Here is a 26024-nt window from a genome sequence, read left to right on the forward strand (position 1 = left end):
TATAAACTATAAATGATAAAAAAATTAGCAAAATTAAAATATTTGCCTAATAATTTCCATATTATAGAAAATGGAGATTATGTTATATGTGCAGTTTCTGGAAAAAAAATATATTTAGAAAAATTAACTTATTGGAATGTCGAATTGCAAGAACCTTATTTTTCTTATCATGAAGCTTTTCTAAAAAGAGAACAATTAAACAAAAAATAAATTTATTTCCATCGATTGTGCGACCAAATCCACTGCTCTGGTTTTTTTAATATCAATTTTTCAAGTTCAAGATTTAGCTCATCTGTAATATTTTCTATACTTTTTTCCTTGTGAAAGAAAATAGGATTTTTAATAGTTATTTTAAAAGTAATGTCTTTAATCCTCTCGATATAAACAGGAACAACGGGTGCATTAAATTTTTTAACAAGTTGAGCAGGTATTGTTGTTGTGAAAGCTTTTTGTTTAAAAAAAGGAGATAAAATTCCTTCCGAAACCCTTTGATCGATCATTAATGCTGTTGAAAAATTTTGTTTTTTATACTTTATTAAATCCCTTATTCCTCCAATACCTTTTTTGATTTGATACTTACAAATATATTTTCGTCTTATTTTTTCCATAATTGGATTTAGAAACAGATTATTTAATGGTCGATATATTGCTAATAAATTAATCCCATTTTTTTCTAGAAACATTGCCATTAATTCAAAATTACTTAAATGCCCAGATACAAAAACAACTTGTTGATTATTTTTTTTTATTTCTTCAAGAACTTCTTTTCCTTCAATTTCAACATTTGAGGAAAATTTGCCAATTCTAAAATCTCTTAAAAAAATATATTCTGCAAAAGTTCTTCCATAATTATTCCACATTAACTTAGTCATTGTTTCTAAATTTTCATAATTTAAATCAGGTAATGCTCTTTTTATATTTTTATGAATTATTTTTTTTGACCTAAATAGTGGACCAATTTTTTCAAATATTTTCCCTCCTATTAATGAAGACTTTTTCAATCCGCATATTTTAAAAAGAGTAAACGCAGTTATTACAAATATAAATTGGATAAAATAATTTAAATATTTCATTTTTATATTAAATATTTTATTAACTTTTCTTCATCAATAATTTTTAATTCTGACTTTAAAAATTTTAATTTATTTTTATTAGGATAATCTATTCTTATGAAATCTTTTTCAGTAGTTAATATTTCACAATTTAATTCATTAGCTTTATCTATGATTTTACTTATATCTTTTTCCGAATATTTGTAATGGTCAGGAAATTCTATATCTGTTTTAATATTTAATCCATAATTTTTAAGCATTTCAACAAAAGTTTTGTGATTTCCTATTCCAGAAAAAATCAAGTACTTATCATCTGATTTAAATTCATTTAAATTGGTAGGCTCATATTTTCCTAAATGAATATTAATGTTAGGGTTAATTTTATTTATCTCATAACTAATTTTTTCTATATTCTCGAGATTTCCATTTAAAAAAACATGTTCATACTTATTTAAATTATTCAACCTTTCTCTTAATGGTCCAGCTGGTAAAGTCAAACCGTTGCCTACCCAGTTTATTGTATTGAAACACACAAATTTTAAATCGTAATCTACAGATTTATCTTGAAGTCCATCATCACAAATAGCCACTTCAAAATTTTCTTTTTCAGCTTGAGAGATAGCGTTAATTCTCATTTTGTTTACGTAAAGTTTTCCTTCATTTTTAAGTATTTTTTGTTCATCTATTTGATCCTTATATTTTTTTTTTATAAAGCAGGTACGTATTTGTCTTTGTTTTAAAATTTTATTTATTTTTATACTTAGAGAAGTTTTTCCAGTCCCACCTAGATAAAAGTTTCCAACACAAACAGTCTTTATTTTTAAATTATTTTTTTTTGCAATTTTAGAATTAAAATAATTAAAAATTCTAATTAAATAAGAAATTGGTAATAATAAATATGCAAGTAGATTTGGTTTTTTGTAATCCCAAAATTTAGGTTTTTTTAAATTCATTGATAATTAGATTGTCCAATTCTTTTATAGTTTTTTTTAAAATTTTATCTCCAATTTTTTTTACTTTAAGACCTATTTTTTTTTTCTTTGTAAAAATTATAGAAGATGCTAACTGATCAGGTGTATTAATTAGTTTTGAAATATTCATAGTTTTTAGCAATTTATAAACATCTTTAAAATTATCTGTGTTTGATCCATGTAAAATTTTTGCACCATAACGAGCAGCTTCAAGTGGATTTTGACCCCCTCTATTTATTATTGAACCTCCTAAAAAAACAGTAGATGAAATTTTGTGAAATTTTTTAGTTTCCCCAAAAGTATCAACCAAATATATGTCAGTATTTTTTAAATCTTTTTTATTTGAGCTGTGTATTTTTACTTTAAGACCAAGATTTTCAATACTTTTTTTAATTTTCACACATCTATGTACATGTCGTGGAATAATTATTGTTATTAAATTCTTAATCCTTTTTTTTAACTTTATATGGGTTTTAGCACAAAAAATTTCTTCATTTTCATGTGTGCTTGAAGCAACCCAAATTTTTTTTTTTTTTAATTCAGAATTAAGTTGGGTATTAATTTTTTCTTTTACTTTTTCGTTGTTTTCTACAAATTTAATATTTCCTATGAATTTCGCTCTATTGAACTTTATTTTATTTAAAAATTTTTTTGTTTCAAGATTTTGTGGATAGACAATTTTAATATTATTTAAAACTAATTTAAAAAATCTCTTAATTTTCATCCATCTATAAAAAGTATTTTTTGTAAATCTAGCATTTAATAGAATTAATGGAATTTTTTTTGAATTTAAATTTTGAAACATACAAGGCCAAATTTCAGACTCTATAAAAATAGCCATGTCGGGTTTCCAATATTTTAAAAATTTATTTGTAAAAAATATATGATCAATTGGATAGAACTGATGAATTGTTTTTTTTAAGTTATATTTATCAAGAACTTTTGCAGAACTTAGTGTGCTTGATGTAATAAGTATTTGATCTATTAATCTATTTTTTTCATAATTCTTAATCAGTGGAATAACACTTAATATTTCTCCAATACTTGCGCCGTGAAACCAAATTAATTTTCCATTTCTCCGTCTTTTAGAAGAAAAGCTAAATTTTTCTATAAATCTTTTTTTATCTTCCTTGTTTTTAAGAATTCTTAAAAATATTATTACTGGAGATATAATTAGTCCAAATGTTAAAACAATCTGATAAGTTAAAAACATATTTATTTTTGTATTTGTTTCTCATAAAAGTTTTTGTATAAAGTTGATTTTAACAATAAGTCTTGATGTGTCCCACTATCAATAACTTTACCTGAATCAATCAAATATATATTATTAGAATTTAAAATTGTTGAGAGTCTGTGAGCTATAACTATAGTTGTTTTATTTTCAGTCAATATTTTAAGAGCATCTTGTATTTTTTTTTCTGTCTCCGAATCTAGTGATGATGTTGCTTCATCTAATAAGATAATTTTACTTTTTTTTATCATAGCCCTTGCTATAGATATTCGTTGTTTCTCACCACCTGATAATCTCACTCCATTTTCGCCAATCAGAGTTTTATACTTGTTTGGTAATTTTTCTATAAAATCATGAGCGTTTGATAATTTTGCAACCTCATATATTTCTTCATCAGATGCATTCTCATTTGCGTATCTTATGTTATTTATAATTGTATCATCAAACAAAGTTGTTTCTTGACTTACTAACGAAATATTAGTCCTTAATGAACTAATTTTCACATCATAAATTGATTGATTATCAATTAATAAATCACCAGATACTGGTTTATAAAATCTTGGAATCAGATTTAGTATAGTGGATTTACCTGATCCACTGTGACCAACTAGAGCAGTCATTTTTCCACCTGCAAAATTTAATGTTATATTTTTAAGGACTTCCTTTTCATTTACATCGTATCTAAAATTGATATTTTCTATCTTAATATTTCCCTCTTTTATTTCTAAATCTTTTGCATTTATTTTATCATAAATTAAATTTTCAGTATCAATTATCGGAAGTATTCTTGATGCTGCTGAAAAACCTTGATTAACTAACATGTTGAGAGTTGATAATGACCTTACTGGTTGATAAGCTAACATCATAGCAGCTAGAAAAGAGAAGAAATTATTAACTTCGATCTCATTTTTCATAATTAACTTACCTGAGTAATAGATTAATATAGCAATCATTATTCCTGTTAAAACTTCCATTATTGGAGACATCCTTACTAAAACAGTAGAAATTTTTTTACTTTTGTTTTTTAATTGGTCTAGATGATTGTCTGCTTTATCAGTTTCAAAATCTTCTTTTTGAAATATTTTTATTAGTTTATGATTTTTAAATAATTCAACTAAGTAAGTAGTTAAAAATCCTGATTTTTCTTGGGCTTCAGTAACAACTTTTCCCATTCTTTTACCCAAAGTTCTAGCCGCCACACTTGCCAGGGGTATCATAATAATTGAAATTAGTGATAATTTCCAATTTTGAACAAACATTACTATCAACAAACCAATTAAAGTTAGACTATCTTTAAACAAATTAAGTATTGCAACACTAAGTATATTAGTTATGTGAGTTACGTCATAAATCAAATTTGAAATAAATTTACCTGAATGTTTTTTATCAATAAATTGAGTATCTGCTCTTATTAAAGATCTCAACATATCATACTGTAGTTTTTTTTTTACTTCTTCACCAACATTTATCATCATTACTTTCGCGATATATAGAGAAATACCTTTAGTCGCGAATGCCACGATTATAAGTAAAGGAATGATAAAAATTAGTTTTTGATCTTTATCAATAAATATTTTTTTTATTGCGGGATCTAATAGCCAAGCAATCGAAGAAGTACTACCAGCTACAAGTATTGAAAACAAAGCAGATATAATTATTTTGTTTAAATGTTTCTTTGTATAATCTTTATACAACCTTTTAAAGGTATCTATTTTTCTCATATAAAATTTTTAGCAGCCAAAATATTAAAAAAAATTATTAATCCTAATAGGTTATTATTTTTAAATGCATTTAAGCAACTTGTAGAATCCCTCAAATTAATAGTTTTCAATTGATAAAAAAATAAATAAAAAAAAGTAATTAACATCAAGACAAAATAAATATAATTAAACTTCATATAATATCCTCCCATAAGAAAAAAAATAATTAAAAATGAGTAACATGAGAATATAAATTTTTTTGCATTTCCTTTAAATTTAATTGAAGTAGATTTTAAACCAATTATTTCATCATCTTTAATATCTTGAAATCCGTAGATGGTATCATAGCCCAGTGTCCAAAATATGGCTCCTAAGTAGAATAAAATAATAACGAAATTTAATTCATCTGTAATTGCGGTCCAACCAAGAATTAAACCATAATTAAAAGTAATTCCTAAAAATAATTGAGGCCAATATGTATACCTTTTCATAAGTGGGTAAGTGAATGCAAGAGGCATAGATGTCATCGCCAAAATAACAGTGAATAAATTAAAATTTATTAAAACTAATAATGCCAAGAAACACAAAACTGTTGCGTAAAAGATACCAAGCCAAATAGATACTTTTCCAGAGGCAATAGGACGATTTTTAGTTCGAAATACTTTTGCATCAAATTCTTTATCCAAAATATCATTAACAATGCATCCTGCTGATCTCATTAAAACAGATCCTAAGAAGAATAAAATTAAATAAAAAAAATAATTATTTAAATTTAAAGAAAAATCATAAGCTAAAGTTAAACCCCATGCACAAGGCCAAAATAACAACATAAAGCCGATTGGTTTTTGTAGCCTAGTTAAATCAATAAAAAGTTTTAATTGGTTCATAATATTTTACTTGTAAATAACAAAGGGTAGTTTCATAATCAAATTGATTCGTATGAACATAGACTACACAGTTACTGCTTTAATGTTTCCAGCTATTCCGTTACTTATGAGTGTTTATAGCAACAGATTTCACTCTCTAAGTATCTTAATTCGTCAGCTTCATGATGAGCATGTTTATGAAAAGCATATTCCTCCTGAATGGAAGAAGCAGTTTATTAATTTAAGTGGAAGGATAACACTTCTTAGATGGACAATTTTATTTGCTTCATTTGGCTTCCTATTTAATATGCTTACAGTATTTGCACTCTATTTAGATGAAGTATTTGCAGCTAGAGTAATTTTTGGCTCATGTTGTTTATCCATGATTATATCAATTATTTTTTTTATAAGAGAAATTCAAATTTCAACTAATGCACTTAAACTCCATATGTCTGATATGGATGTAGATGTGAACTAGGGAAGTATAACTGCTGGACCAGTAAGAACTCTAGATTCTAAATCTTTGTGCGCTTGTACAATATCTTTTAGAGAATATTTTTTTGAAATTTTTACTTTTACTTTTCCACTTGAGGCCATTTCAAAAACTTTATTCGCAGCTTCATCAAGCTCTTCTCTTGTTGTAGTGTACTGCATAATACTTGGTCTTGTTAAATATAGTCCTTTTGGTTGAATTGATTTTGCAACATTAACTGGATCTAGAGGACCCGATGCATTACCAAAAGAAACCAACATTCCTCTTAATTTTAAACATTCAATTGAACCATCAAAAGTATTTTTTCCAACTCCATCATATACAACAGACAATCCTTTGCCTTCAGTAATCTCTTTTACTCTTTCAGCAAAATTATCTTTGTTATAATTAATCACATGGTCGTAGCCATTTTGTTTTGCATTTTCTATTTTTTCATCTGAACCGACAGTACCAATAACATTGCATCCTAGACTTTTAGCCCATTGTCCAAATATTTGACCAACACCACCAGCTGCTGCATGGAATAAAATATCTTCACCTGATTTTACAGGATAAGTTTTATGTAAAAGATAAAAGGTAGTTATTCCTTTTGTCATCAAAGTTGCTGCTGTTTCTAAATCAACACTATCAGGAACTTTTACCAAGTTTTTAGTTGGGTAATTTCTATGAGTTGAATAGGCACCAAGAGGAGCTGCACAGTATGCAACTTTATCTCCAACTTTAAAATCTTTTACATCTGAGCCAACTTTAGTTATTTCTCCAGCTCCCTCTAGACCTATTGGAGAGGGTAGAGTTAATGGATAAAGTCCTGATCGATGATAAGTATCAATATAATTTAAACCAATTGCATGGTTTTTAATCGTTACTTCATCAGATTTTGGTTCCTCAAGCTTAAGTTCTTTGTATTCTAAAACTTCTGGTCCACCTGCTTTTGATATTATAACTGAATTCATAATTTATTTTACAAATGTACCATTATGATAATCTTGAACAGCTTGCAAGATTTCTGCTTTAGTATTCATCACAAAAGGACCACCTCTTGCAATTTCTTCATTTATCGGTTTTCCAGATATTACAAGAAATTTAGCATCTGTTTTTGCTTTAACTTTAAGCTCTTCACCTTTTGTTAATAATATTAAAGTACTATCTTTAACTTCATCATGCTTTTCATTGCCAATTTCAATTTCACCATTAATTAGATAAATAAATGTATTGTGAGTTGGTGGAATGCTAAAATTAAATTCTTTATCTTTTTTTAACTCTACATCAAAATAAACTGGTTCTACATTGTGACCTTTTACAGGTCCTTCAGCGTTTTCAAATTTACCTGCAATAACTTTTACTTGTTTCTCATTATCTTTATGAACACTCATTTTATCAGCATCTATATAAATGTATTCAGGCTTACTCATTTTCAATTTAGCAGGCATGTTAATCCATAGTTGAAAGCCATGAAGTCTTCCTTCTTTCATAGCTGGCATCTCTGAATGAATAATACCACTTCCTGTTTTCATCCACTGAACATCACCTGCGGTCATTCTTCCTTCACCACCAGTGCTATCTTTATGTTCAAAATCTCCAGCGAGCATATATGTAACGGTTTCAATGCCTCGATGTGGGTGAGGAGGAAAACCAGCAATATAATCTTCGCTATTTTCAGATCCAAATTCATCTAGCATTAAGAAAGGATCAAAGTAATTTGGTTCAACACCAATACTTCTTTTTAATTTTACTCCTGCACCATCTGACGCTGGAATAGGATCTATAATTTTACTTACTTCAATTTTTGACATTTATTTTGCTAATTTCCTTTCTAAACTAAACTCTTTTGTCTCATTTATCACCAAAAATAAAAATCCACCAGCTAATGCTATATTTTTCATAAATGATACAAATTGCATTTGATTACTAAAATCTGTGTGAAAAATAATTGCAGTTGCTATGCAAAATAAACTTAAGAGAGCAGCAGAAATTTTTACTTTATATCCAATTATTATTAATATTGGAGCACCTATCTCAAGAATTATTGCTGGAATTAAAAAAATACCTGGCATTCCCAAAGACTCCATCCAACCAATGGTTCCTTCATAATTTCCAATTTTATTAATTCCACTTAACAAAAACACTAAAGAGATAAATATTCTCCCAACTAAATCTAAAATATTTGTCATGGTCTATTTGTTGTGTGAACCATCACAAAATGGCTGATTGTTAGTTTGTTTACAATTACAGAAATAAATAGTTTTATTTTCTTCAGCTACAAATTTAACTGGTTTAAATTCTGTTCCTCTATGTGACATATCACAAAATGGTTGGCTCTTACTTTGTCCACAAGAACACCATAAGTAATTTTTTCCTTTTTCAACATCAATAGAAATAGGTTGATCTCCTGCTTTTATTCCTTTGCTCATAAATCTCCTTTGCTAATATTTAATCTAAATAATGATCTGGTTAAATTCTGCAAGAACGCAATATTTTCATACTAGTATGTATAATCATACCTTGAAAAATAAAACAAGGTATTTAAATAGGTATTATGAAAAACAATATTGAATGCCCAGCGGAAAGAGCAATTTATTTTCTTGGTGGAAAATGGAAAATCAGAATTTTATTTTATTTATTTAACAATAGAATAGTGAGATTTAATAAACTTAAAAAAGAGTTAAAAACAATCACACAACAAATGTTATCAAAACAACTCAAGGAATTAGAGATTGATGGAATTATAAATAGAAAAGTTCATCAAGTAGTGCCTCCTAAAGTTGAGTATTCTCTTACTGAATTTGGACTTTCTGTTATTCCAATTTTAAAGTCATTTTCTGATTGGAATAAAAAAAATACCAAAACAATATCCTTAAAACTCAACAAAAACTTTGAAGAAAGTAGAATTAGATAAGCCAAATTCTTTTGACTTTTTATTAATTGTATGGTGATATTGGTTAAGCGCTGATTTAAGTTAAATTGCGGGCGCTTTACAAATCCAGCTAAAGCGACGTCTCAACCACCGCTTCAGCTGGTGGTTTTTTTTTGAGCTCCTCAAAATTGAACCGGGTATTTGAACCGTATTGTGCACCCAGCATTTTGCTAAAGCACTAAAAAGGAGAAGAGAGTTTTTATTCTAACCCTCTTAGCTAGTTTAAGCTCTTTTCTCCGATTAATTTTGGAGAAAAAAATGACAAATATTTTAAAAGAAAGATTAGATAAAGGACCAGTAATTTGTGCTGAGGGTTTTTTGTTTGAAATAGAAAGAAGAGGCTATATGGCTTCAGGAGAATTTGTACCAATGGTATCTCTTGATCATCCTGAAGTTTTAGAAAATTTACACAGAGAATTTCAACATGCAGGATCTGATATTGTAGAAGCATTTACCTATAATGGTCATAGAGAAAAAATGAGAGTAATTGGTAAAGAGGAATTGCTTGAACCCTTAAATAGATCAGCTCTTAAAATTGCAAAAAAAGTTGCCTTAGATACACCAGAGGGATCACAACCAAATTTAATGGCCGGGAATATATCCAACTCCAATATTTGGAAAGAGGATGACAAGCAAGCTCAAAAAGAAGTTGAAGCTATGTTTACAGAAATGATTGGTTGGGCAGTAGATGAAGGGGCCGATATGTTGATTGGCGAAACTTTTTATTATGCTGAAGAGGCGTTTAAAGCGCTTGAGGTAATGAAAAAAGCTAACTTACCAACAGTGTTAACCATTTCTCCAATGGGTGAAAATATTATGAGGGATGGAAAATCTGTTGTTGATACATGTAAAGAGTTAGAACAAAGAGGAGCTGATGTAGTAGGATTAAATTGTTTTAGAGGGCCAGCAACAATGATGCCTTTTCTAAAGGAGATTAGAAAAGCTGTGAAATGTCATGTTGGAGCATTACCAATCCCATATAGAACTAATGAAAAATATCCAACTTTTTTTAACTTACCAGACAGAGATGATTGTTCTTGCCCATCACCACACGGAAGAACTTTTCCAACAGCACTAGATCCTCATTTTTGTAATAGATATGAAATAGGTCAATTTGCAAAATGGGCAAATATTTTAGGTGTACATTATCTTGGTGTCTGTTGTGGTGCTAACCCAATGTTAATCAGAGAAGTATGTGAGTCTGTTGGATTAAAGGTACCAGCAAGTAAGTATAGAGAAAACATGGAAAATCATTTCATGTATGGAAAAAATAAAAGAATTCCAAAACACATGACTGATTATGGAGATAAAGCTTAGTATTATTTAGTATCTATTTTGGGTAGCAGATCAATTAAGTTTTTGATTTCTAATTTTGGTTGGTAATCAAGTTTATCAAAAATATTATTGCTTCTGTTTACCCAAATAGAATTGTATCCATAGTTCCCTCCCCCAGATACATCCCAAGTATTCGCACTTAAAAAAGCAACTTCATTTTTTTCAATTTTGTATTTTTTTACTGGTATATCATAAACTTTAGAATCAGGCTTAAATACACCAACTTCTTCAATTGAAAAAATATCATCAAATAAATTATTTAAATTATTACTACTTACTAATTCATTTAATAAAGAAGGTGTCCCATTGGAAAGTATTGCTAGTTTAAAATTTTTTTCTTTTAAAGATTTTAATACTTTTGGAACTTCTTCAAAAGGTGAGAGAATTTTGTAAAGGTCTAATAATTCATCTCTCATTGAATTATCTATTTTAAATACACTCATTGATTTATCCAAACTGTCTTCAGTGATTTGCCAAAAATCTTTATGTCTTTTCATTAAACTTCTAAGCCAAGTGTATTCTAATTGTGTGGTTCTCCAATAATTTGCAAAAGTTTCCCACTTATTACCAATTTTATCTTTGCATTTTTCTGCTGCTGAATTTACATCGAATAAAGTGCCGTAAGCGTCAAAAATTATTGCTTTAATATTTTTCATAAACTAATTTAATAATATGAGTAACATTAGATTATATTTTTCTAAAAGTTTATCTAATAATTTAACTGATACGCTTGATAAATCTCAATCGCATTACGTAAACAAAGTAATGAGAGTTAAAGAAAATGAAATTTTTTCTTTATTTAACAGTAGTGGTGAGTGGGAAGCAAAAATTTTAAACATCTCAAAAGGTATTGTTAAATTTAATGTTACAAAACAATTAAGACAAAAAGAAAATTCTAAAGAATTATGGCTTGCGTTTTCTCCAATTAAATCAAATTACTTTAATTTTATGATTCAAAAAGCAACTGAGTTAGGAGTTACAAAATTTATTCCAATTATATTTGATAGAACGATTGTTCGTAAGATTAATAAAGAACGATTAGAGAAAGTAATTATTGAAGCATCAGAGCAATCGAATAGAATTAATGTTCCAGATATTGAGGACCCAAGATCATTAGATAGTTTTTTAAATAGTAATGAAATGGATTTAATTTTTACTGATCTAAATTCTGAAAATACCAAAATAGATTTAAAGAAGATTACAGATAAACCTACATGTGTAATTATAGGTCCAGAAGGAGATTTTTCTGAAGAGGAAAGGGCAAAGATTCTAAAATTTAGCCGAGTTCAACCACTGAAAATTAATGAGAATATATTGAGATCTGAAACAGCTGTAATTTCAGCTATATCGATCATAAAATACGCCATAAATTGATATTTTGTCGCGAAAACTAAAGTGTAATTTTTTTGAAGACGTTCTATATAGGGTTAAAAAAATGAAAAAAATTTTATTAACAATTCTTTCAATTTTAACTCCTGCAGTTGCGTTTGCTAACCAGCCGAAAGATTGGCAATTAGGTTTTCAAAAAGCAGCATCAGAGTCTATGAGAGATATCGTTAATTTTCATGATAAATTGTTATTACCAATCATAATTGCGATAAGTGTTTTCGTTTTATTTTTGATGGTATATGCATGTATCAGATTTAGAGCATCAGCAAATCCAGTTCCTTCTAAAAGAACTCACAATGTTGCAGTAGAAGTTTTATGGACATTAATTCCATGTTTAATTTTAATTGTGATGGCAGTTCCATCGTTTAAGATTTTATATAAACAAGACTCAATACCAAAAGCAGATGTAACAGTTAAGGCAATTGGTTATCAATGGTACTGGGGATATGAGTATCCAGATGAAAATATTATTTTCGACTCTTACATGATTGAAGATAAAGATTTAAAAGAAAATCAGCCTAGATTGTTAGCTGTAGATAATGAATTAGTTGTTCCAGTAAATAAAGTAGTTAAAGTTTTAATTACTGCAAATGATGTTTTACACGCTTGGGCTTTACCATCTTTTGGAGTTAAAAGAGATGCAGTTCCTGGAAGAATAAATGAAACATGGTTTAAAGCAGAAGAAGTTGGAACTTATTATGGACAGTGTTCTGAGCTTTGTGGAATTAAACATGCTTTTATGCCGATTACAGTAAGAGTAGTTCCTGAAGAAGAATATCAAGAATGGCTTACTGGAGCTAAAATAAAATTTGCAAAAGAAATTAATGAAGAAGATCAATTTAAAAAACTAGCGAGTAAATAATATGTATACACAAACTGCATCACACGACGATCATCATACACCAACTGGTTGGAAACGTTGGGCGTATTCAACTAATCACAAAGATATCGGTACAATGTACCTTATATTTGCAATTGTTGCAGGTGTAATCGGAACTGCATTCTCAGTTTTAATGAGAATGGAATTGATGCATCCAGGTGATGGAATTTTGGGTGGAAACTATCATTTATACAATGTTTTAGTAACAGGTCATGGTTTAATCATGATCTTCTTTATGGTTATGCCAGCAATGATTGGTGGTTTTGGAAATTGGTTTGTACCAATCATGATTGGTGCACCTGATATGGCATTCCCAAGAATGAATAATATTTCATTTTGGTTACTACCAACTTCATTCATTTTATTAATCATGTCTATATTTATGGATGGCCCCCCAGGTCAAACTGGAGTTGGTGGTGGATGGACAATCTATCCTCCTTTATCATCTACAGCAGGACAGCCTGGTCCAGCAATGGACTTTGCTATTTTAAGTTTACACTTAGCAGGAGCGTCTTCAATTTTAGGAGCAGTAAATTTTATAACTACAATTTTAAACATGAGAACTCCAGGTATGACATTGCATAAAATGCCTTTATTTGCTTGGTCAATTTTAGTTACAGCGTTCTTATTACTTTTATCACTTCCAGTGTTAGCAGGTGCAATCACAATGCTATTAACAGATAGAAATTTCGGAACTGCATTCTTTGATGCTCAAACAGGTGGAGATCCAGTATTATTCCAACACTTATTCTGGTTCTTTGGTCACCCTGAAGTTTACATTTTAATTTTACCAGGTTTTGGAATGATCAGTCATATTGTTTCAACATTCTCAAGAAAACCAGTATTTGGATATTTAGGTATGGCATATGCAATGGTAGCAATTGGAATAGTTGGTTTCGTTGTATGGGCTCACCATATGTATACAGTTGGTTTAAGCACAGATACTAAAGCTTATTTCTTAGCAGCGACGATGATCATTGCTGTTCCGACGGGAATTAAAATATTTTCTTGGATAGCAACTATGTGGGGTGGTTCAATATCATTTAAGACACCTATGGTTTGGGCTCTAGGATTTATATTTTTATTTACAGTCGGTGGAGTTACAGGTGTTGTTCTTGCAAATGCAGGTGTAGATACAGCAATGCATGATACTTACTATGTAGTAGCTCACTTCCATTATGTATTATCTTTAGGTGCGGTGTTTGCAATCTTTGCAGGCTTTTATTATTGGTTTGGAAAAATGAGTGGTTATGAGTATTCAGAATGGTTAGGTCAATTACACTTCTGGTTAACATTTATTGGTGTAAACTTAATTTTCTTCCCTCAACACTTCTTAGGTTTAGCGGGGATGCCTAGAAGATATGCAGATTATCCAGATGCATTTGCTGGTTGGAATTATATATCTTCAATTGGATCATATATTTCTGTAATTGGTTTAGGAGTATTTTTCGCAAATCTAATTTATGCATTTTATAAGAAAAAAGCTGCTGCTCAAAACCCTTGGGGTGAAGGAGCAACAACTTTAGAGTGGACAGTACCGTCTCCTCCAAATTTTCATACTTTTGATGAATTACCAAAGTTTGAAGATGAAGAGAGTGCAGAAAAATCTACTACTTAAAAAGTATTTAGATTTTTTGTCTAAAATTAAATGATTAAGTCTAAGTTAAAAAATAGAAATTTAAGTCAAGAAGACGTTTTCAATTTCTCAGAGTTGTTTAAACTTATGAAGCCAAGAGTAATGTCTCTTGTAATTTTTACTTGTGCAGTTGGATTGTTAATGGCGCCAAATATTATTCCAACAAAAGATGCAATAATTGGAATTATTTTAGTTTCTATAGGAGCTGGTGCCGCTGGAGCTTTAAACATGTGGTACGAGTCTGATTTAGATGCATTAATGACAAGGACTTGTTTAAGACCTATACCAACTGGGAAGGTAAATAAAAACCAAGCTTTGATTTTTGGTATTGCTTTATCAATATTTTCTGTTGTTGCTTTAGATTATTTTGCAAATACAGTTTCATCAGCTTTATTGTTATTTACAATTTTGTTTTATGTGTTGGTTTATACTGTTTGGCTTAAAAGAAAAACGCCTCAAAATATAGTAATTGGCGGCGCTGCGGGAGCATTACCTCCTGTAATTGGTTGGACTATAGCTGCCAACTCACTTTCACTTGAGCCATTAACTTTCTTTCTAATTATCTTTTTTTGGACACCATCACATTTCTGGGCACTAAGTTTATATAAATCTGATGATTATAAAAAAGCAAATATACCAATGCTTCCATTGACTAATGGTGTTGAAAGCACAAAATTAAATATATTTGTTTATTCGTTAATAATGTTGCCAGTTATTGTTTTCCCATATGCAATTAGTTTTGTTGGTCTAGTATTTTTAATTCCATCATTAATTTTGACAATTTATTATAATTACTTATGTTTTGAACTTTACAAATTTAAGAAGAACAAGTTTGATGCAAAAAAAGCAAAAACAATTTTTGGATACTCGATATTATATTTGTTTTTAGTTTTTGTATTTTTCTTAATAGATAAAATTTTATGATAACACCTGATAAAAAAACAAAGAAAAAAAATATTATTACTGCTTTAGCAATTTTAGCTTTTATGGTTTTTTTGTTTGTTTTTACATTATATAACGTTGGCGTATTTGATAGGCAGATATGATTAAGAGCAAAACATTAACTCCATTACTTCTAGCAGGTATTTTTTGTTTAATGTTAGGTTTATCTTTTGCAGCAGTGCCCTTATATGATCTTTTTTGTCGTGTAACTGGCTTTGGAGGAACAACCCAAGTATCTAAAGAAGCCCCGAAAATAGTTTTAGATAAAGTTGTAAGTGTAAGATTTGATACGAATGTAAACAATCTTACTTGGGATTTTAAGGCTAAATCAAATGTCATTGATGTTAAGGTTGGTCAGGTAAATAGAATTGAGTTTGAGGTTGAGAACTATGGAGACGAAACAACTTATGGAGTTGCTAGTTTCAATGTTTCGCCGGCAAGTTTTGGTAAATATTATAGTAAATTAGGCTGTTTTTGCTTCGAAAAACAAGAACTTAAGGCAGGTGAGAAGGCAACTTATATTATGACTTTTTATTTGGACCCAGAACTGGTAAATGATCCAACAGTTAAAAACTTACAGGATGTAACTATGTCGTATACTTTTTTCTCGACAGATTATTATAAACAATCATAATCAAAAAAATATGTCAGCTGAAAAAAAACATGATTATCACTTAGTAGACCCAAGTCCTTGGCCTATATTTACATCTTTCGCATGCTTAGTACTAGCTATTGGAGCAATTTTTTATATGCACAATGATGTATCTTGGGGAATGTATTTGGGATTAGCTCTTGTAATTTATGCAGCTTATATGTGGTTCAGAGATGTTGTGATTGAAGCTGAACATCAAGGTCATCATACTCCTGTTGTTCAAATTCATCATAGATATGGAATGACGTTATTTATTGCTTCTGAAGTTATGTTTTTCGTTGCATGGTTTTGGGCATATTTTGATATAAGTTTGTTCCCAAATGAGTTTGTTGGAAATGTTTGGCCTCCACAAGACATAGAAACTTTTGATCCATGGGACATTCCATTAATCAATACACTAGTTTTATTATTATCTGGTACTACAGTAACTTGGGCTCACCACTCTTTATTAGAAGATGATAGAAAGGGATTTATTCAAGGATTAACAGCAACTGTTGCACTAGGCTTCTTTTTTACTTTATTACAGGCTTACGAATATCATCATGCTACATTTGATTATTCAGGACATATTTATGGTGCAGTATTTTATATGGCAACAGGTTTTCACGGTTTCCACGTAATTGTTGGAACAATTTTTCTTGCTGTTTGTTTATGGAGAGGAAGATTGGGTCACTTTACTAAAGAACACCACTTTGGTTTTGAGGCAGCTGCTTGGTACTGGCACTTTGTTGATGTTGTTTGGTTATTCTTGTTTGCAGCTATCTACGTTTGGGGAAGTTAATATTTAATCCTTGAAGAATAAGCTTCTATTTTCAGTTTTCGTTTATTTTATAATTTTAGTTTTATTGTCATTAGGCTTTTGGCAATTGTATAGATTGAGTTGGAAATTAGATTTAATCAATCAAATTGAAAATTCTTTAAAGATTGATCCAGTTGAACTTCAAAATGTAGAAAAAAAAAATTATTTAAGAATAAAAACATCTGGACAAATTGATTTTGAAAAACAAATTTATCTCTATAATCTTAACGAAACTGGCAAACCTGGATTTGAAGTTATTAACCCAATTAAAGTTGGAAATGAAGATTATTTAATTAATAGAGGCTGGATATCTTTTGACCAAAAAAACAAACCAGAGATTAACGTGGTTGATCAAAAAAATATTATTGGTACTTTAATGCTTCAATCAAAATCAAGCTCATTCAAACCTAAGAATGAAGTAGATAAAAATTATTGGTTTACACTAGATAGAGAAGATATTTTAAAATTTACAGGAAAAAACTTTTCAAAATATATTATTTATTTAAACGGTAACTATGAAAACCCTAGGCCGAAAGTGATCACTGCTAAAATTTCAAACAATCACAAAAAGTACGCAATTACTTGGTTTTCGATGGCGATTTCAATCCTTTTAATATATCTATATTTTAGAAAAAAAAATTATTAAATGAGATACGTCAGCACTAGAGATACTTCAAAAACATATGAATTTAAGGATGTTTTTATCAAAGGTCTTGCTGATGATGGGGGATTGTTTATTCCTAGCTCACTTCCAGACTATAGTGAAAAAGAAATTCAAGAATTAAAATCACTTAATTATTCAGATTTAGCAAAAAAAATTATTTTTCCTTTTATAGGAAATTTTATGGATAAAGATGAATTGTCTAAAATAATTGATAAATCTTATTCTGTTTTTAGGAGAGAAAATGTAATTGATTTCATAAAAATAGGAGATCGATCAGTCTTAGAGTTATTTCATGGACCAACACTAGCCTTTAAGGATGTTGCTATGCAACTTCTTGGAAATTTTTATGAATTTTATTTAAGCAAGCAAAAAGAAAAAATTAATATTGTAGTTGCCACATCTGGAGATACAGGGGCAGCAGCTATAGATGCAATAAAAGGAAAAGAAAATTTAAATATTTTTGTATTACATCCTGATAATCGAGTTTCTTCTGTTCAGCGAAAAATCATGACTACTGGAAAACATGAAAATGTATTTAATATTGCTATTAAAGGAAATTTTGATGATTGCCAAAACTTAGTTAAATCAATGTTTTCTGATACAAAATTTTCAAAAGATATTAATATGTCAGCTGTAAATTCAATCAACTGGGCAAGAATTATTGCTCAGTGTGTTTATTATTTTTACAGCTATCATTTAATTGAAGATCACACTAAACCCACTAACTTTTCAGTTCCCACAGGGAATTTTGGAGATGTATACGCAGGTTATTTAGCCAAAAAAATGGGTTTACCCATTAATAAATTGATTGTTGCAACAAATCAAAATGACATTCTCCATAGAGCTATTTCAAACGGTAATTACGAGGCTGAAACTGTTTCCGAAACTATTTCTCCTAGTATGGATATACAGATTGCAAGTAACTTTGAGAGACTTATTTTTGATTTGAATGATAAGAATTCAGAACAAACATCAAAAGACATGATGAAAATTAAAGAAGAAGGAAAATATTCAATTGATAAAGAAAAGTTAAATTTAATTAATCAAGATTTCTTATCAGCAAGAATGAGCGAGACCGAAACACTTGATATTATTAAGTCTGTTTATCAAGAATTTAATATGGTTTTGGACCCTCATACTGCAATTGGTTATGGAGCTTTTGATAAACACAATCTCAATGGTAATAATATTGTGCTAGCGACAGCTCATCCATGTAAGTTTCCTGATGCAATTCAAAGTGCTATAAATATTAAAGCTGAGTTACCAAATGAACTTCAATTTATATTAAATGAGAAAGAAAATTATGATATTCTTGAAAATGATGTTGAAAAAGTAAAAGAACATATTAAAGATAGATCCAAATGAAAATAAAAGAAAACGATAGCCTACCAAATTCAGAAATTTTTGTTCTTCAAGATGGAGAGCCTGTAAAAAAAAATATAGAAGATTTTTTTAAAGACAAAAAAGTTATAATATTTGGACTACCTGGGGCATATACCTCTGTATGTTCTGCTAAACATTTGCCAGGATATATTAAGATGTATGATGAATACAAAGAAAAAGGTATTGATCATATAATTTGTATTTCAGTAAATGATCCCTTTGTGATGAATGCTTGGGGTAAACAAAATGATGTAGGTGAAAAAATTGTTATGATGGGTGACCCATTTCTTAATTTTACAAAAGAAATTGGAGCAGATGTTGATAAAAGTGGCAGAGGTTTAGGAATTAGATCTAATAGATACACGATGTTAGTTGATAACATGAAGGTTATTAAACTTCAGGAAGAAGCAGATACAGGATCTTGTGAGATCTCAGCAGCAGAAAATTTCTATAAATTAATCTAGACTTGCAGCTTTTTTAGCTAATAAATCAACTTCTTCATTTAGTGGATTTCCAGCATGAGCTTTAACCCAGTTCCACTTAATTTTAGAATTATTATTCAAATCATGCAATTGAACCCATAAATCTTTATTTTTAACATCTTCTTTATTAGATGTTTTCCAATTATTTTTAATCCAATTGTGGATCCAATCAGTAATTCCATTTTTAACATATTTAGAATCTGTGTAGATTTCTATCAAATCTTCAGAATTTACTTCTTTTAATGCATTGATTGTCGCCATTAATTCCATTCTATTATTTGTTGTATCTTTTTCACTTCCACTTATTTTTTTCACTTCATTATCAGTACATATTATTGCTGCCCATCCACCATTTCCTGGATTTTTTAAACATGAGCCATCAGTATAAATTTTAATCATTAAATCAGATAATCTTTAAAACTATTCAAATTGTTATGGGTAATAAGTTTTTGATAATATTCGTTTGGATCCTTAATTTTGATTAATGCTGTTTTTGGAGTATTTGTATAATCATATAGTCTAGTTAACAGATATCTAAGAGCAGCACCTCTACATAAAATATTTAAATTATTTTTTTCATTTAATTTAATTTTTTTAATGCTGTTGTATCCCTTGATCAATTTATCAACTTTCTTCTTATTAATTACAAATTTTTTATTTTTTTCATCAAAACATAGTGCATTAATACAGATTGCTATTTCATACATGTAGTAATCGTTAGCAGCAAAGTAAAAGTCTATAATTCCCGACAGCTTATTTTTATTAAAAAAAATATTATCTACGAATAAATCACCATGAATAATCCCAGAAGGAAGTTTTTTTGGCCAAATTTTTTTAATATCATTAAAATTATTAAATAAAAATTTTTTCAAATTTGATCCTTTATTTGATTTAAATTTAATACTCTGGAGTAAAGGTTTTAAATATTTTACACCCATTGAATTTTTTCTAGTAAATTGTATCTTCTTAGTAACCAGATGCATTTTAGCTATTGCTTTTCCAATAGCATAGCAGTCACTTTCGTTAACTTTCTTTTTATCTTTTCCATTCAAGAAAGTGACAATACAAGCTGTTTTATTTTTTAGTTTAATTAAATAATTTTTGTCTTTAGTTTTAAGTGGTCTTGGGCAAATAATTTTTGAATCATTTAAATGATCCATTAATTTCATAAAAAAAGGTATCTCTTTTTTAAGAACTCTCTTCTCAAAAATTGTGAGAATAAACTTTTTATTTTTGGATTTTAAAACGTAATTTGTATTTTCAATTCCTTTAGTAATTCCTTGGAAACTTAAAATTTTTTCAATATTAAACTTGTTGTTTATTATATCGATATCACTCTGATTTATTTTTGTATATACAGCCATTTAATTTAATTTGTTAGGAACTTTAAAGACCACATTTTCTTTTATAATTTCTACTTCCTCAACATTTATAGAAAATTTTTTTTTTAATTCATTAATAAAATCTTCTACAAGAATTTCAGGTGCTGATGCTCCTGATGATATACCAATAGTATTTGAATTCTGTATTTGATCAAAAGGGATTTCACTTTCAGAATGAAAAAGTTGTGAATTTTGACAACCTGATTTTTTTGCTACTTCAACAAGTCTAACTGAATTTGAAGAGTTTCTACTACCTATTACAAAAAATATATCACACTCTTTTGCAATATTTTTTACTGCCATTTGTCTATTAGTTGTTGCATAACAAATATCCTCTTTTGCTGGCTCTTTAATGTTTGTAAATCTATCTTTCAAAATCTTTATTATTTCTTTAGTGTCATCAACGGATAGTGTTGTTTGAGTTATATAAGCCAATTTTTCTTTATGAGTGGTTTTATACTCCATTGCTTCAGCTTCATTTTGAACCAAATCAATAGATCCTTTAGGTAATTGGCCCATAGTGCCTATTACTTCTGGATGGTTCTCATGTCCAATCAAAATAATATGATAACCAGCTTTATTTAAGTTTTCCGCTTCTCTATGAACTTTAGAAACTAGTGGACAAGTAGCATCTACATAAGTCATTTTATAATTTTCAGCATCTTCTGGTATTTTTTTTGGAACACCGTGCGCAGAAAAAATAACAGGTCTAGATTTGTCATTAATTTCCTCTAATTCTTCAACAAAGATAGCACCTTTGTTTTTTAAATTATCAACAACATGCTTGTTATGAACGATTTCGTGTCTAACATAAACTGGCGATCCATATTTTTGAATAGATTTTTCTACAATCTCTATAGCTCTCTCAACACCAGCACAAAAACCTCTTGGAGCAGAAAGTAAAATTTTAATTTGTTTGTTTTTCATTTTTCTCTAAAAAATATTCCAGCAATATATGTGGAAAGGTTAAAGACGCCAAACCAATAAAAATTAGTTTTAAGATTGCATCATCTATATAATTAACCTCATTTAATGATAATAATACAATTATTGAAACCAAGATTGTTAAAAGTGTAAGTGGTAAAGCCTTTAAAATAAATAATTTTAGTCCATTTTGGAGATTGTTTTCATCAAGGTCTATCGCAAGTGAAATAGAGTGCCTCACAGAATGTAAAAAACAAAAATAAATTGTAAAAGCTACTAAAGGAGTAAAGTAGTAATTTAAAATTATAATTGAGAAATAATCAAAAAAAATAGTGAATTTTTTTAATTCAAACTTATCAATAAATAAAAATATACTTGATAATGAACTCAAAATAATTGATATCTCGATTATCTTTTTTTCTTCTAAAAATTCTAAGAATAAATAAAAATTTTCATTAACAACAAGTAATGATTTGAATATTTTCACAGTATCATCAAAATGAAAAAAAAGTGGGGCAAGAATTATGAGTGATCCTTTTAAAAGGTATAATATTTGAATTAAGTAAGATTTTTTGTTTATTAAAAATTGTGTATCTTCTTTACCAAAATGAAATGATGCCACTATAAGAAAAACTAACAGTGTGGTTGCAGGTAAGAGTGACCAAATAATAATGACACAAACTGCTATAAAAATATAGAAAATATAGAAAATATATATTCTTTCAAAATTAAATAATTTAAGAAGTTTTTTACCTTTAATATTATCTAATGCACCGTGTGAAACTCCAATAGTTAAAATTAAAAATAAGCAAATTGATGATGAAATATCTAAATAATTTAATCTAAACATCACAACAGAAAATAGATTAATTAACAAAAAAAATATAAATGAATGATTAAGGTTAATTTTTTTAATTAATTGATTAGTCATTTAAAATAATTCTTTTAAAAATTTCCATTTAGGCATTTTTAAAATTATTTCTAAATCTTCAAAAAAATTACTTTTATTAGATAAGAAATTAATAGCAGCCTTAGGTGAACTATTGAACATTTTAAAGAAAATTTCCCCCATATCTGAAGAGTTATTTCTTAAAACTTTCAAAAAAATATTGTCCAAAAAATCATATTTTTTTTTAATTTTAAACAATTTAGCTTTAGAAATATTATCAATGTTTTCTGCTATATATTTGCTGTGTTCCTGAATATTTAAAAAAGTATAACCCGTGCTTAATCTTGTCATATCACCGGCTGATCCAATATATATTTCATTTAATTTTTTTAGATTTTTATTTCTAAATAAAGGTATAGAGCCTTCTTCTTTAAAATTTATTTTATAATTTCTGATATTTAAGTGGTTTTTTAAGTATTGATCTATTTGATTATCATAATCTTTTATATTTTCATTACTTAAATTTGATATCCAGGTAGTCTCCACAAGTGCACTTTTTTTTGAAAAAGGTAAAGTGTAAAAAAAATGAACCTCATTTTTTTGATCACATGCAAAATCCATTAAGTTAAATATTTGGTCATCAAAAAAATCTTTTTCAGTTTCAATTTCTACACCACAAAAATGTTGCCACAAATTATTTGGCTTATTTTCAAAATTTGGAACGCTGTTAAAAATTATTGAATTTGATAATTCAATATCATTAATATTCTTAAAAAATTTTATATTTTCATTTAATTTAAGTTTTGAAAGAATTTTGTCATAAAATTTTCCAGTATCTATAGATTGGTAAGGTGTTAGTTTACAATCAATAAACTTTGTATCATTAGGAATGTTTATAGAAAAATTATCCCAACTTTTTTTTACACAATCATCAAAATTATGTGGAAATACTTTCCAAAATGACCAAGTTTTATCTCTTTTGTATTCATCCCTAGGCTCAATCATAGCCAAAGATTTATTTTTTAATTTATCAGAAATTTCAAGTTCATAAGCCAAAGACAAACCTGCACAACCGCCACCGATAATTATGTAATCAAAATCTTTCATTTAAATTTATCTCTTCATTAATTAATGAATGATCATGTTCAATGCTATTATCATTTTTATTTGTAAATGTTAAAATTATTAAATCAAAAATTGATAAAAAAGTTTCAATAATTTTTTCAATTTTTGTTACATAAATTTTTCCAGAATTTTTATAATTTTCTAAATTATTTTTATTAATTATTTTGTGTCCAATTTTTCTGTAGATTCGTCTTGCAACTAAAATAGAGAATCTGAAACTTAAAGGTATTTCTTTAATTGAGTAAAAAGAATTTTCATAAAATTTTTCAGATAAAGAAATGGTAGATTTGATATCTTTGAAATTTTCATTGATATAAATTCTTTTATTATTTTTATCTTCAATTACGTCTCTTGAAATATTGGTAAGCTGCATTGCTATTCCAAGATCGATTGCTGATTTCAAGGAATTTGTCTTATTAACTTTTAAAACTTTTGCCATCATTAAACCAACTGTGCCTGCTACTCTATAAGAGTAAATTAATAACTCCTTTTTTGATTTTAATTCCACTCTTTCTTTAATATCTGAATTAATCCCATCAAATAAATCATTAATTACTTTTGTTGAAATACTAAATTCATCTATAAGTGCCCAAATATTTTTAATAACAATGTTTTGAAAGTTTTTATTTAAAAAATCTTTCTTAAATTTTTCAAATTTAATTATTTTGTCTTCTAATTTTCCTGGATCATCTGCAATATTATCTACTTCTCTACAAAAATCATAAAGCGCAGAACATTTATCATAAGTTTTTTTTGGTAAAAAAAAACCAGCCCAATTAAATGATTTTGCATATGTTGCTAAATAATTTTTAGTTAACATTTTAGATCAATTTATCTAATACTTTTGCTGATGAAAGTACTCCTGGTACTCCCGCACCTGGGTGAGTTCCAGCACCAACAAAATATAAACCATCATAAATCTCTGATTTATTATGAAATCTAAAATAAGCTGATTGAGTGAATTTAGGCTGAATTGAAAAACCTGATCCATATTTTGTATTTAGTTCTTTCTCAAAGTAATCAGGTGTAAGATAAAAGTCTGATACGATATTATCTCTAAGATTTGGCATTAAATCATTTTCCATTTTATCAACCACAAGATTTTTCATTTTTTCACCTTCTATTTGCCAATCTATATTTGATTGATTATTTGGAACTGGCACCAATACATAAAAACAATCACTACCCTCGGGAGCCATGCTCTTATCTGTTGCAGAAGGTCTATGTAGATAATAGCTAATATCGTTATTTAATTTTTTATAATCAAAAATATCATCCAGATGTTCTTTATATTTGTTCCCAAATTTAATTGTATGATGCTCAACGTTTTCATAGACTTTTTTGGTTCCAAAATAATAAACAAATAAACCCATTGAGTAATCCATCCTCTTTTGTTTCCAATCAAACAGCATTGAATTTTTTAGGTTTTTACTAGTCATCTTTTCATAAAAAGCAGGAGGGTCTGCATTACAAATAACATTATCAGCTTCGATAATCTCTTCATTGTCAACTACAACACCAGTAATTTTATTATTCTTAGTAATAATTTCTTTTACCTCAGTATTTTTTATTATTTCGATTTCTATTTCCTCCATTAACTTTTCAAATCCTTTAATTATATTTCCCGTACCACCCATTGAATAATGAATACCCCATTTTTTTTCTAAATAAAGAATTAGCCCATAAATTGATGTAGTTGTGAACGGATTACCACCAACCAAAAGTGGATGCATACTAAACATCCTTCTTAATTTTTCATTTTTTACATAAGACGATACTAATGAATAAACTGATTTATAACTCTTAAGTTTTAATAATGCTGGCAGCTGTTTCATCATAAAAATAGGTTTATCAAATGGAACATCTGCAAGCTCTAAAAATCCCTTCTCAAAAATTTTTTTGGTAAAATTTACTAAATCTTCATACCCCTTAACATCTTCTTGATTTAAATTTTCAATTTGTTTTTTCATTTCTATTTCATCACCTGAGTAATTAAATTTAGTTTGGTCCTCAAAAACAAATTGATACCAAATTTTAAGTGGGGTTAGTTTTATGTAGTCCTCAGGATTTTTATTAAACAAACTGAATAGTTCGTTAATTAAATATGGAGCTGTTATTACTGTTGGCCCAGCATCATAGGTAAAACCATCTTTTTTGAAAACTCTAGCTCTTCCACCTAGGTCTGAATGTTTTTCTATTAATTTTACTTTGTGTCCTTTGGCTCTTAGTCTTATTGCTGCAGCAATACCACCAAATCCAGATCCAATAACTATAGAATTCATTGCTGTAATTTATAGCTTTTTCAGGAAATTGTA

At 28.2% G+C, this 26024-nt stretch carries 31 protein-coding genes and 1 riboswitch; of the genes, 14 read left to right on the forward strand and 17 right to left on the reverse strand.

The genetic code is table 11. The features are described from left to right. Positions 1-12 precede the first annotated feature (12 nt). Complete coding sequence (locus ACTTBO_RS02060) at positions 13-210, forward strand: DUF2093 domain-containing protein (protein ID WP_440656079.1); 198 nt, start codon at positions 13-15, stop codon at positions 208-210. A 2-nt stretch (positions 211-212) separates the two neighbouring features. Here the strand turns inward: ACTTBO_RS02060 and ACTTBO_RS02065 are convergent, their stop codons facing one another. Genes ACTTBO_RS02065 through ubiA form a run of 5 tightly spaced genes read right to left on the reverse strand, consistent with a single transcriptional unit; the run spans position 213 to position 5841 of the window. Then, a complete protein-coding gene (locus tag ACTTBO_RS02065) occupies positions 213-1073 on the reverse strand; it encodes a lysophospholipid acyltransferase family protein (protein WP_440656081.1) in 861 nt (286 codons plus the stop codon). A 2-nt stretch (positions 1074-1075) separates the two neighbouring features. Beyond that, positions 1076-2005, reverse strand: a complete 930-nt coding sequence (lpxK, locus tag ACTTBO_RS02070; protein ID WP_440656083.1) for a tetraacyldisaccharide 4'-kinase — start codon at positions 2003-2005, stop codon at positions 1076-1078. After that, positions 1986-3236 carry a 3-deoxy-D-manno-octulosonic acid transferase gene (locus tag ACTTBO_RS02075; protein WP_440656085.1) on the reverse strand — a complete coding sequence of 417 codons (1251 nt, stop codon included), beginning with the start codon at positions 3234-3236 and terminating at the stop codon, positions 1986-1988. The genes lpxK and ACTTBO_RS02075 overlap by 20 nt, the downstream gene beginning before the upstream one ends. A 2-nt stretch (positions 3237-3238) precedes the next feature. Beyond that, on the reverse strand, positions 3239-4975 hold the full coding sequence (locus ACTTBO_RS02080) for an ABC transporter ATP-binding protein (RefSeq protein ID WP_440656087.1): 1737 nt from the start codon (positions 4973-4975) through the stop codon (positions 3239-3241). Further along, positions 4972-5841, reverse strand: coding sequence for a 4-hydroxybenzoate octaprenyltransferase (ubiA, locus tag ACTTBO_RS02085; protein ID WP_440656089.1), 870 nt, complete (start codon positions 5839-5841; stop codon positions 4972-4974). The genes ACTTBO_RS02080 and ubiA overlap by 4 nt, the downstream gene beginning before the upstream one ends. A 52-nt stretch (positions 5842-5893) precedes the next feature. On the opposite strand from ubiA, the gene ACTTBO_RS02090 reads away from it, so the two are divergent. Further along, entirely contained in the window at positions 5894-6298 is a 405-nt protein-coding gene (locus ACTTBO_RS02090) for a DUF2721 domain-containing protein (protein WP_075506429.1), read from the forward strand. Here ACTTBO_RS02090 and ACTTBO_RS02095 read toward each other — a convergent pair. The 4 genes from ACTTBO_RS02095 to ACTTBO_RS02110 are packed head-to-tail and all read right to left on the reverse strand — an operon-like array spanning position 6295 to position 8724. Then, positions 6295-7266 carry a quinone oxidoreductase family protein gene (locus ACTTBO_RS02095; protein ID WP_440656091.1) on the reverse strand — a complete coding sequence of 324 codons (972 nt, stop codon included), beginning with the start codon at positions 7264-7266 and terminating at the stop codon, positions 6295-6297. The two genes, ACTTBO_RS02090 and ACTTBO_RS02095, sit on opposite strands and share 4 nt — an antisense overlap. A 3-nt stretch (positions 7267-7269) precedes the next feature. Continuing rightward, positions 7270-8106, reverse strand: a complete 837-nt coding sequence (locus ACTTBO_RS02100) for a pirin family protein (protein ID WP_440656093.1) — start codon at positions 8104-8106, stop codon at positions 7270-7272. Next, complete coding sequence (locus tag ACTTBO_RS02105) at positions 8107-8484, reverse strand: DoxX family protein (protein ID WP_440656095.1); 378 nt, start codon at positions 8482-8484, stop codon at positions 8107-8109. It lies immediately after the preceding gene. 3 nt (positions 8485-8487) lie between these two features. Beyond that, positions 8488-8724: a CDGSH iron-sulfur domain-containing protein gene (locus ACTTBO_RS02110; RefSeq protein WP_440656097.1), complete on the reverse strand. Its 237-nt coding sequence runs from the start codon at positions 8722-8724 to the stop codon at positions 8488-8490. A gap of 125 nt (positions 8725-8849) precedes the next feature. On the opposite strand from ACTTBO_RS02110, the gene ACTTBO_RS02115 reads away from it, so the two are divergent. Together ACTTBO_RS02115 and ACTTBO_RS02120 are read left to right on the forward strand one after the other, a co-directional pair. Next, complete coding sequence (locus ACTTBO_RS02115) at positions 8850-9209, forward strand: winged helix-turn-helix transcriptional regulator (RefSeq protein WP_440656099.1); 360 nt, start codon at positions 8850-8852, stop codon at positions 9207-9209. Between the two features lie 144 nt (positions 9210-9353). Beyond that, a riboswitch (SAM riboswitch) is annotated at positions 9354-9419 on the forward strand. 66 nt (positions 9420-9485) lie between these two features. Continuing rightward, positions 9486-10544, forward strand: a complete 1059-nt coding sequence (locus ACTTBO_RS02120) for a homocysteine S-methyltransferase family protein (RefSeq protein ID WP_440656101.1) — start codon at positions 9486-9488, stop codon at positions 10542-10544. A gap of 2 nt (positions 10545-10546) precedes the next feature. On the opposite strand, the gene ACTTBO_RS02125 is transcribed toward ACTTBO_RS02120, so the two are convergent. Beyond that, positions 10547-11218, reverse strand: a complete 672-nt coding sequence (locus ACTTBO_RS02125; RefSeq protein WP_440656103.1) for a haloacid dehalogenase type II — start codon at positions 11216-11218, stop codon at positions 10547-10549. A gap of 16 nt (positions 11219-11234) precedes the next feature. Here ACTTBO_RS02125 and ACTTBO_RS02130 point away from each other — a divergent pair, with 16 nt between their 5' ends. The 10 genes from ACTTBO_RS02130 (at position 11235) to ACTTBO_RS02175 (ending at position 19371) form a co-directional block, all read left to right on the forward strand. After that, complete coding sequence (locus ACTTBO_RS02130; protein ID WP_440656105.1) at positions 11235-11936, forward strand: RsmE family RNA methyltransferase; 702 nt, start codon at positions 11235-11237, stop codon at positions 11934-11936. 61 nt (positions 11937-11997) lie between these two features. Further along, complete coding sequence (gene coxB / locus ACTTBO_RS02135; protein WP_440656107.1) at positions 11998-12813, forward strand: cytochrome c oxidase subunit II; 816 nt, start codon at positions 11998-12000, stop codon at positions 12811-12813. A gap of 1 nt (position 12814) precedes the next feature. Next, entirely contained in the window at positions 12815-14449 is a 1635-nt protein-coding gene (gene ctaD, locus ACTTBO_RS02140) for a cytochrome c oxidase subunit I (RefSeq protein WP_075506423.1), read from the forward strand. Positions 14450-14479: 30 nt separating this feature from the next. After that, a complete protein-coding gene (cyoE, locus tag ACTTBO_RS02145; RefSeq protein ID WP_440656109.1) occupies positions 14480-15391 on the forward strand; it encodes a heme o synthase in 912 nt (303 codons plus the stop codon). Then, the gene (locus ACTTBO_RS02150; RefSeq protein ID WP_075506421.1) at positions 15388-15513 is read left to right on the forward strand and encodes a serine protease; all 126 of its coding nucleotides are present in this window, start codon (positions 15388-15390) and stop codon (positions 15511-15513) included. Before cyoE ends, ACTTBO_RS02150 begins: the two co-directional genes overlap by 4 nt. After that, positions 15510-16043, forward strand: a complete 534-nt coding sequence (locus tag ACTTBO_RS02155) for a cytochrome c oxidase assembly protein (RefSeq protein ID WP_256998103.1) — start codon at positions 15510-15512, stop codon at positions 16041-16043. Before ACTTBO_RS02150 ends, ACTTBO_RS02155 begins: the two co-directional genes overlap by 4 nt. Positions 16044-16053: 10 nt before the next feature. After that, positions 16054-16842 carry a cytochrome c oxidase subunit 3 gene (locus ACTTBO_RS02160; protein ID WP_075506420.1) on the forward strand — a complete coding sequence of 263 codons (789 nt, stop codon included), beginning with the start codon at positions 16054-16056 and terminating at the stop codon, positions 16840-16842. 10 nt (positions 16843-16852) lie between these two features. Next, a complete protein-coding gene (locus ACTTBO_RS02165) occupies positions 16853-17506 on the forward strand; it encodes an SURF1 family protein (protein ID WP_440656111.1) in 654 nt (217 codons plus the stop codon). Then, positions 17507-18889: a threonine synthase gene (gene thrC, locus ACTTBO_RS02170; protein ID WP_440656113.1), complete on the forward strand. Its 1383-nt coding sequence runs from the start codon at positions 17507-17509 to the stop codon at positions 18887-18889. Continuing rightward, the gene (locus ACTTBO_RS02175) at positions 18886-19371 is read left to right on the forward strand and encodes a peroxiredoxin (RefSeq protein ID WP_440656115.1); all 486 of its coding nucleotides are present in this window, start codon (positions 18886-18888) and stop codon (positions 19369-19371) included. The genes thrC and ACTTBO_RS02175 overlap by 4 nt, the downstream gene beginning before the upstream one ends. Here the strand turns inward: ACTTBO_RS02175 and rnhA are convergent. Genes rnhA through crtI form a run of 7 tightly spaced genes read right to left on the reverse strand, consistent with a single transcriptional unit; the run spans position 19363 to position 25991 of the window. Continuing rightward, positions 19363-19788 carry a ribonuclease HI gene (gene rnhA / locus ACTTBO_RS02180; protein ID WP_440633004.1) on the reverse strand — a complete coding sequence of 142 codons (426 nt, stop codon included), beginning with the start codon at positions 19786-19788 and terminating at the stop codon, positions 19363-19365. The genes ACTTBO_RS02175 and rnhA overlap by 9 nt on opposite strands. Continuing rightward, positions 19788-20753, reverse strand: a complete 966-nt coding sequence (locus tag ACTTBO_RS02185; RefSeq protein ID WP_440656117.1) for a homoserine kinase — start codon at positions 20751-20753, stop codon at positions 19788-19790. The genes rnhA and ACTTBO_RS02185 overlap by 1 nt, the downstream gene beginning before the upstream one ends. Continuing rightward, positions 20754-21698 carry a 4-hydroxy-3-methylbut-2-enyl diphosphate reductase gene (gene ispH, locus ACTTBO_RS02190; protein ID WP_440656119.1) on the reverse strand — a complete coding sequence of 315 codons (945 nt, stop codon included), beginning with the start codon at positions 21696-21698 and terminating at the stop codon, positions 20754-20756. Continuing rightward, the gene (locus tag ACTTBO_RS02195) at positions 21679-22626 is read right to left on the reverse strand and encodes a Brp/Blh family beta-carotene 15,15'-dioxygenase (RefSeq protein ID WP_440656121.1); all 948 of its coding nucleotides are present in this window, start codon (positions 22624-22626) and stop codon (positions 21679-21681) included. The genes ispH and ACTTBO_RS02195 overlap by 20 nt, the downstream gene beginning before the upstream one ends. Further along, positions 22627-23691: a lycopene cyclase family protein gene (locus ACTTBO_RS02200; RefSeq protein WP_440656123.1), complete on the reverse strand. Its 1065-nt coding sequence runs from the start codon at positions 23689-23691 to the stop codon at positions 22627-22629. Next, positions 23678-24529, reverse strand: a complete 852-nt coding sequence (locus ACTTBO_RS02205; RefSeq protein WP_440656125.1) for a phytoene/squalene synthase family protein — start codon at positions 24527-24529, stop codon at positions 23678-23680. Before ACTTBO_RS02205 ends, ACTTBO_RS02200 begins: the two co-directional genes overlap by 14 nt. Position 24530: 1 nt before the next feature. Next, positions 24531-25991, reverse strand: coding sequence for a phytoene desaturase family protein (gene crtI / locus ACTTBO_RS02210; RefSeq protein WP_440656127.1), 1461 nt, complete (start codon positions 25989-25991; stop codon positions 24531-24533). Between the last annotated feature and the right edge of the window lie 33 nt (positions 25992-26024).

The sequence above is a fragment of the Candidatus Pelagibacter sp. HIMB1509 genome (assembly GCF_052047855.1).
Taxonomy (GTDB): domain Bacteria; phylum Pseudomonadota; class Alphaproteobacteria; order Pelagibacterales; family Pelagibacteraceae; genus Pelagibacter.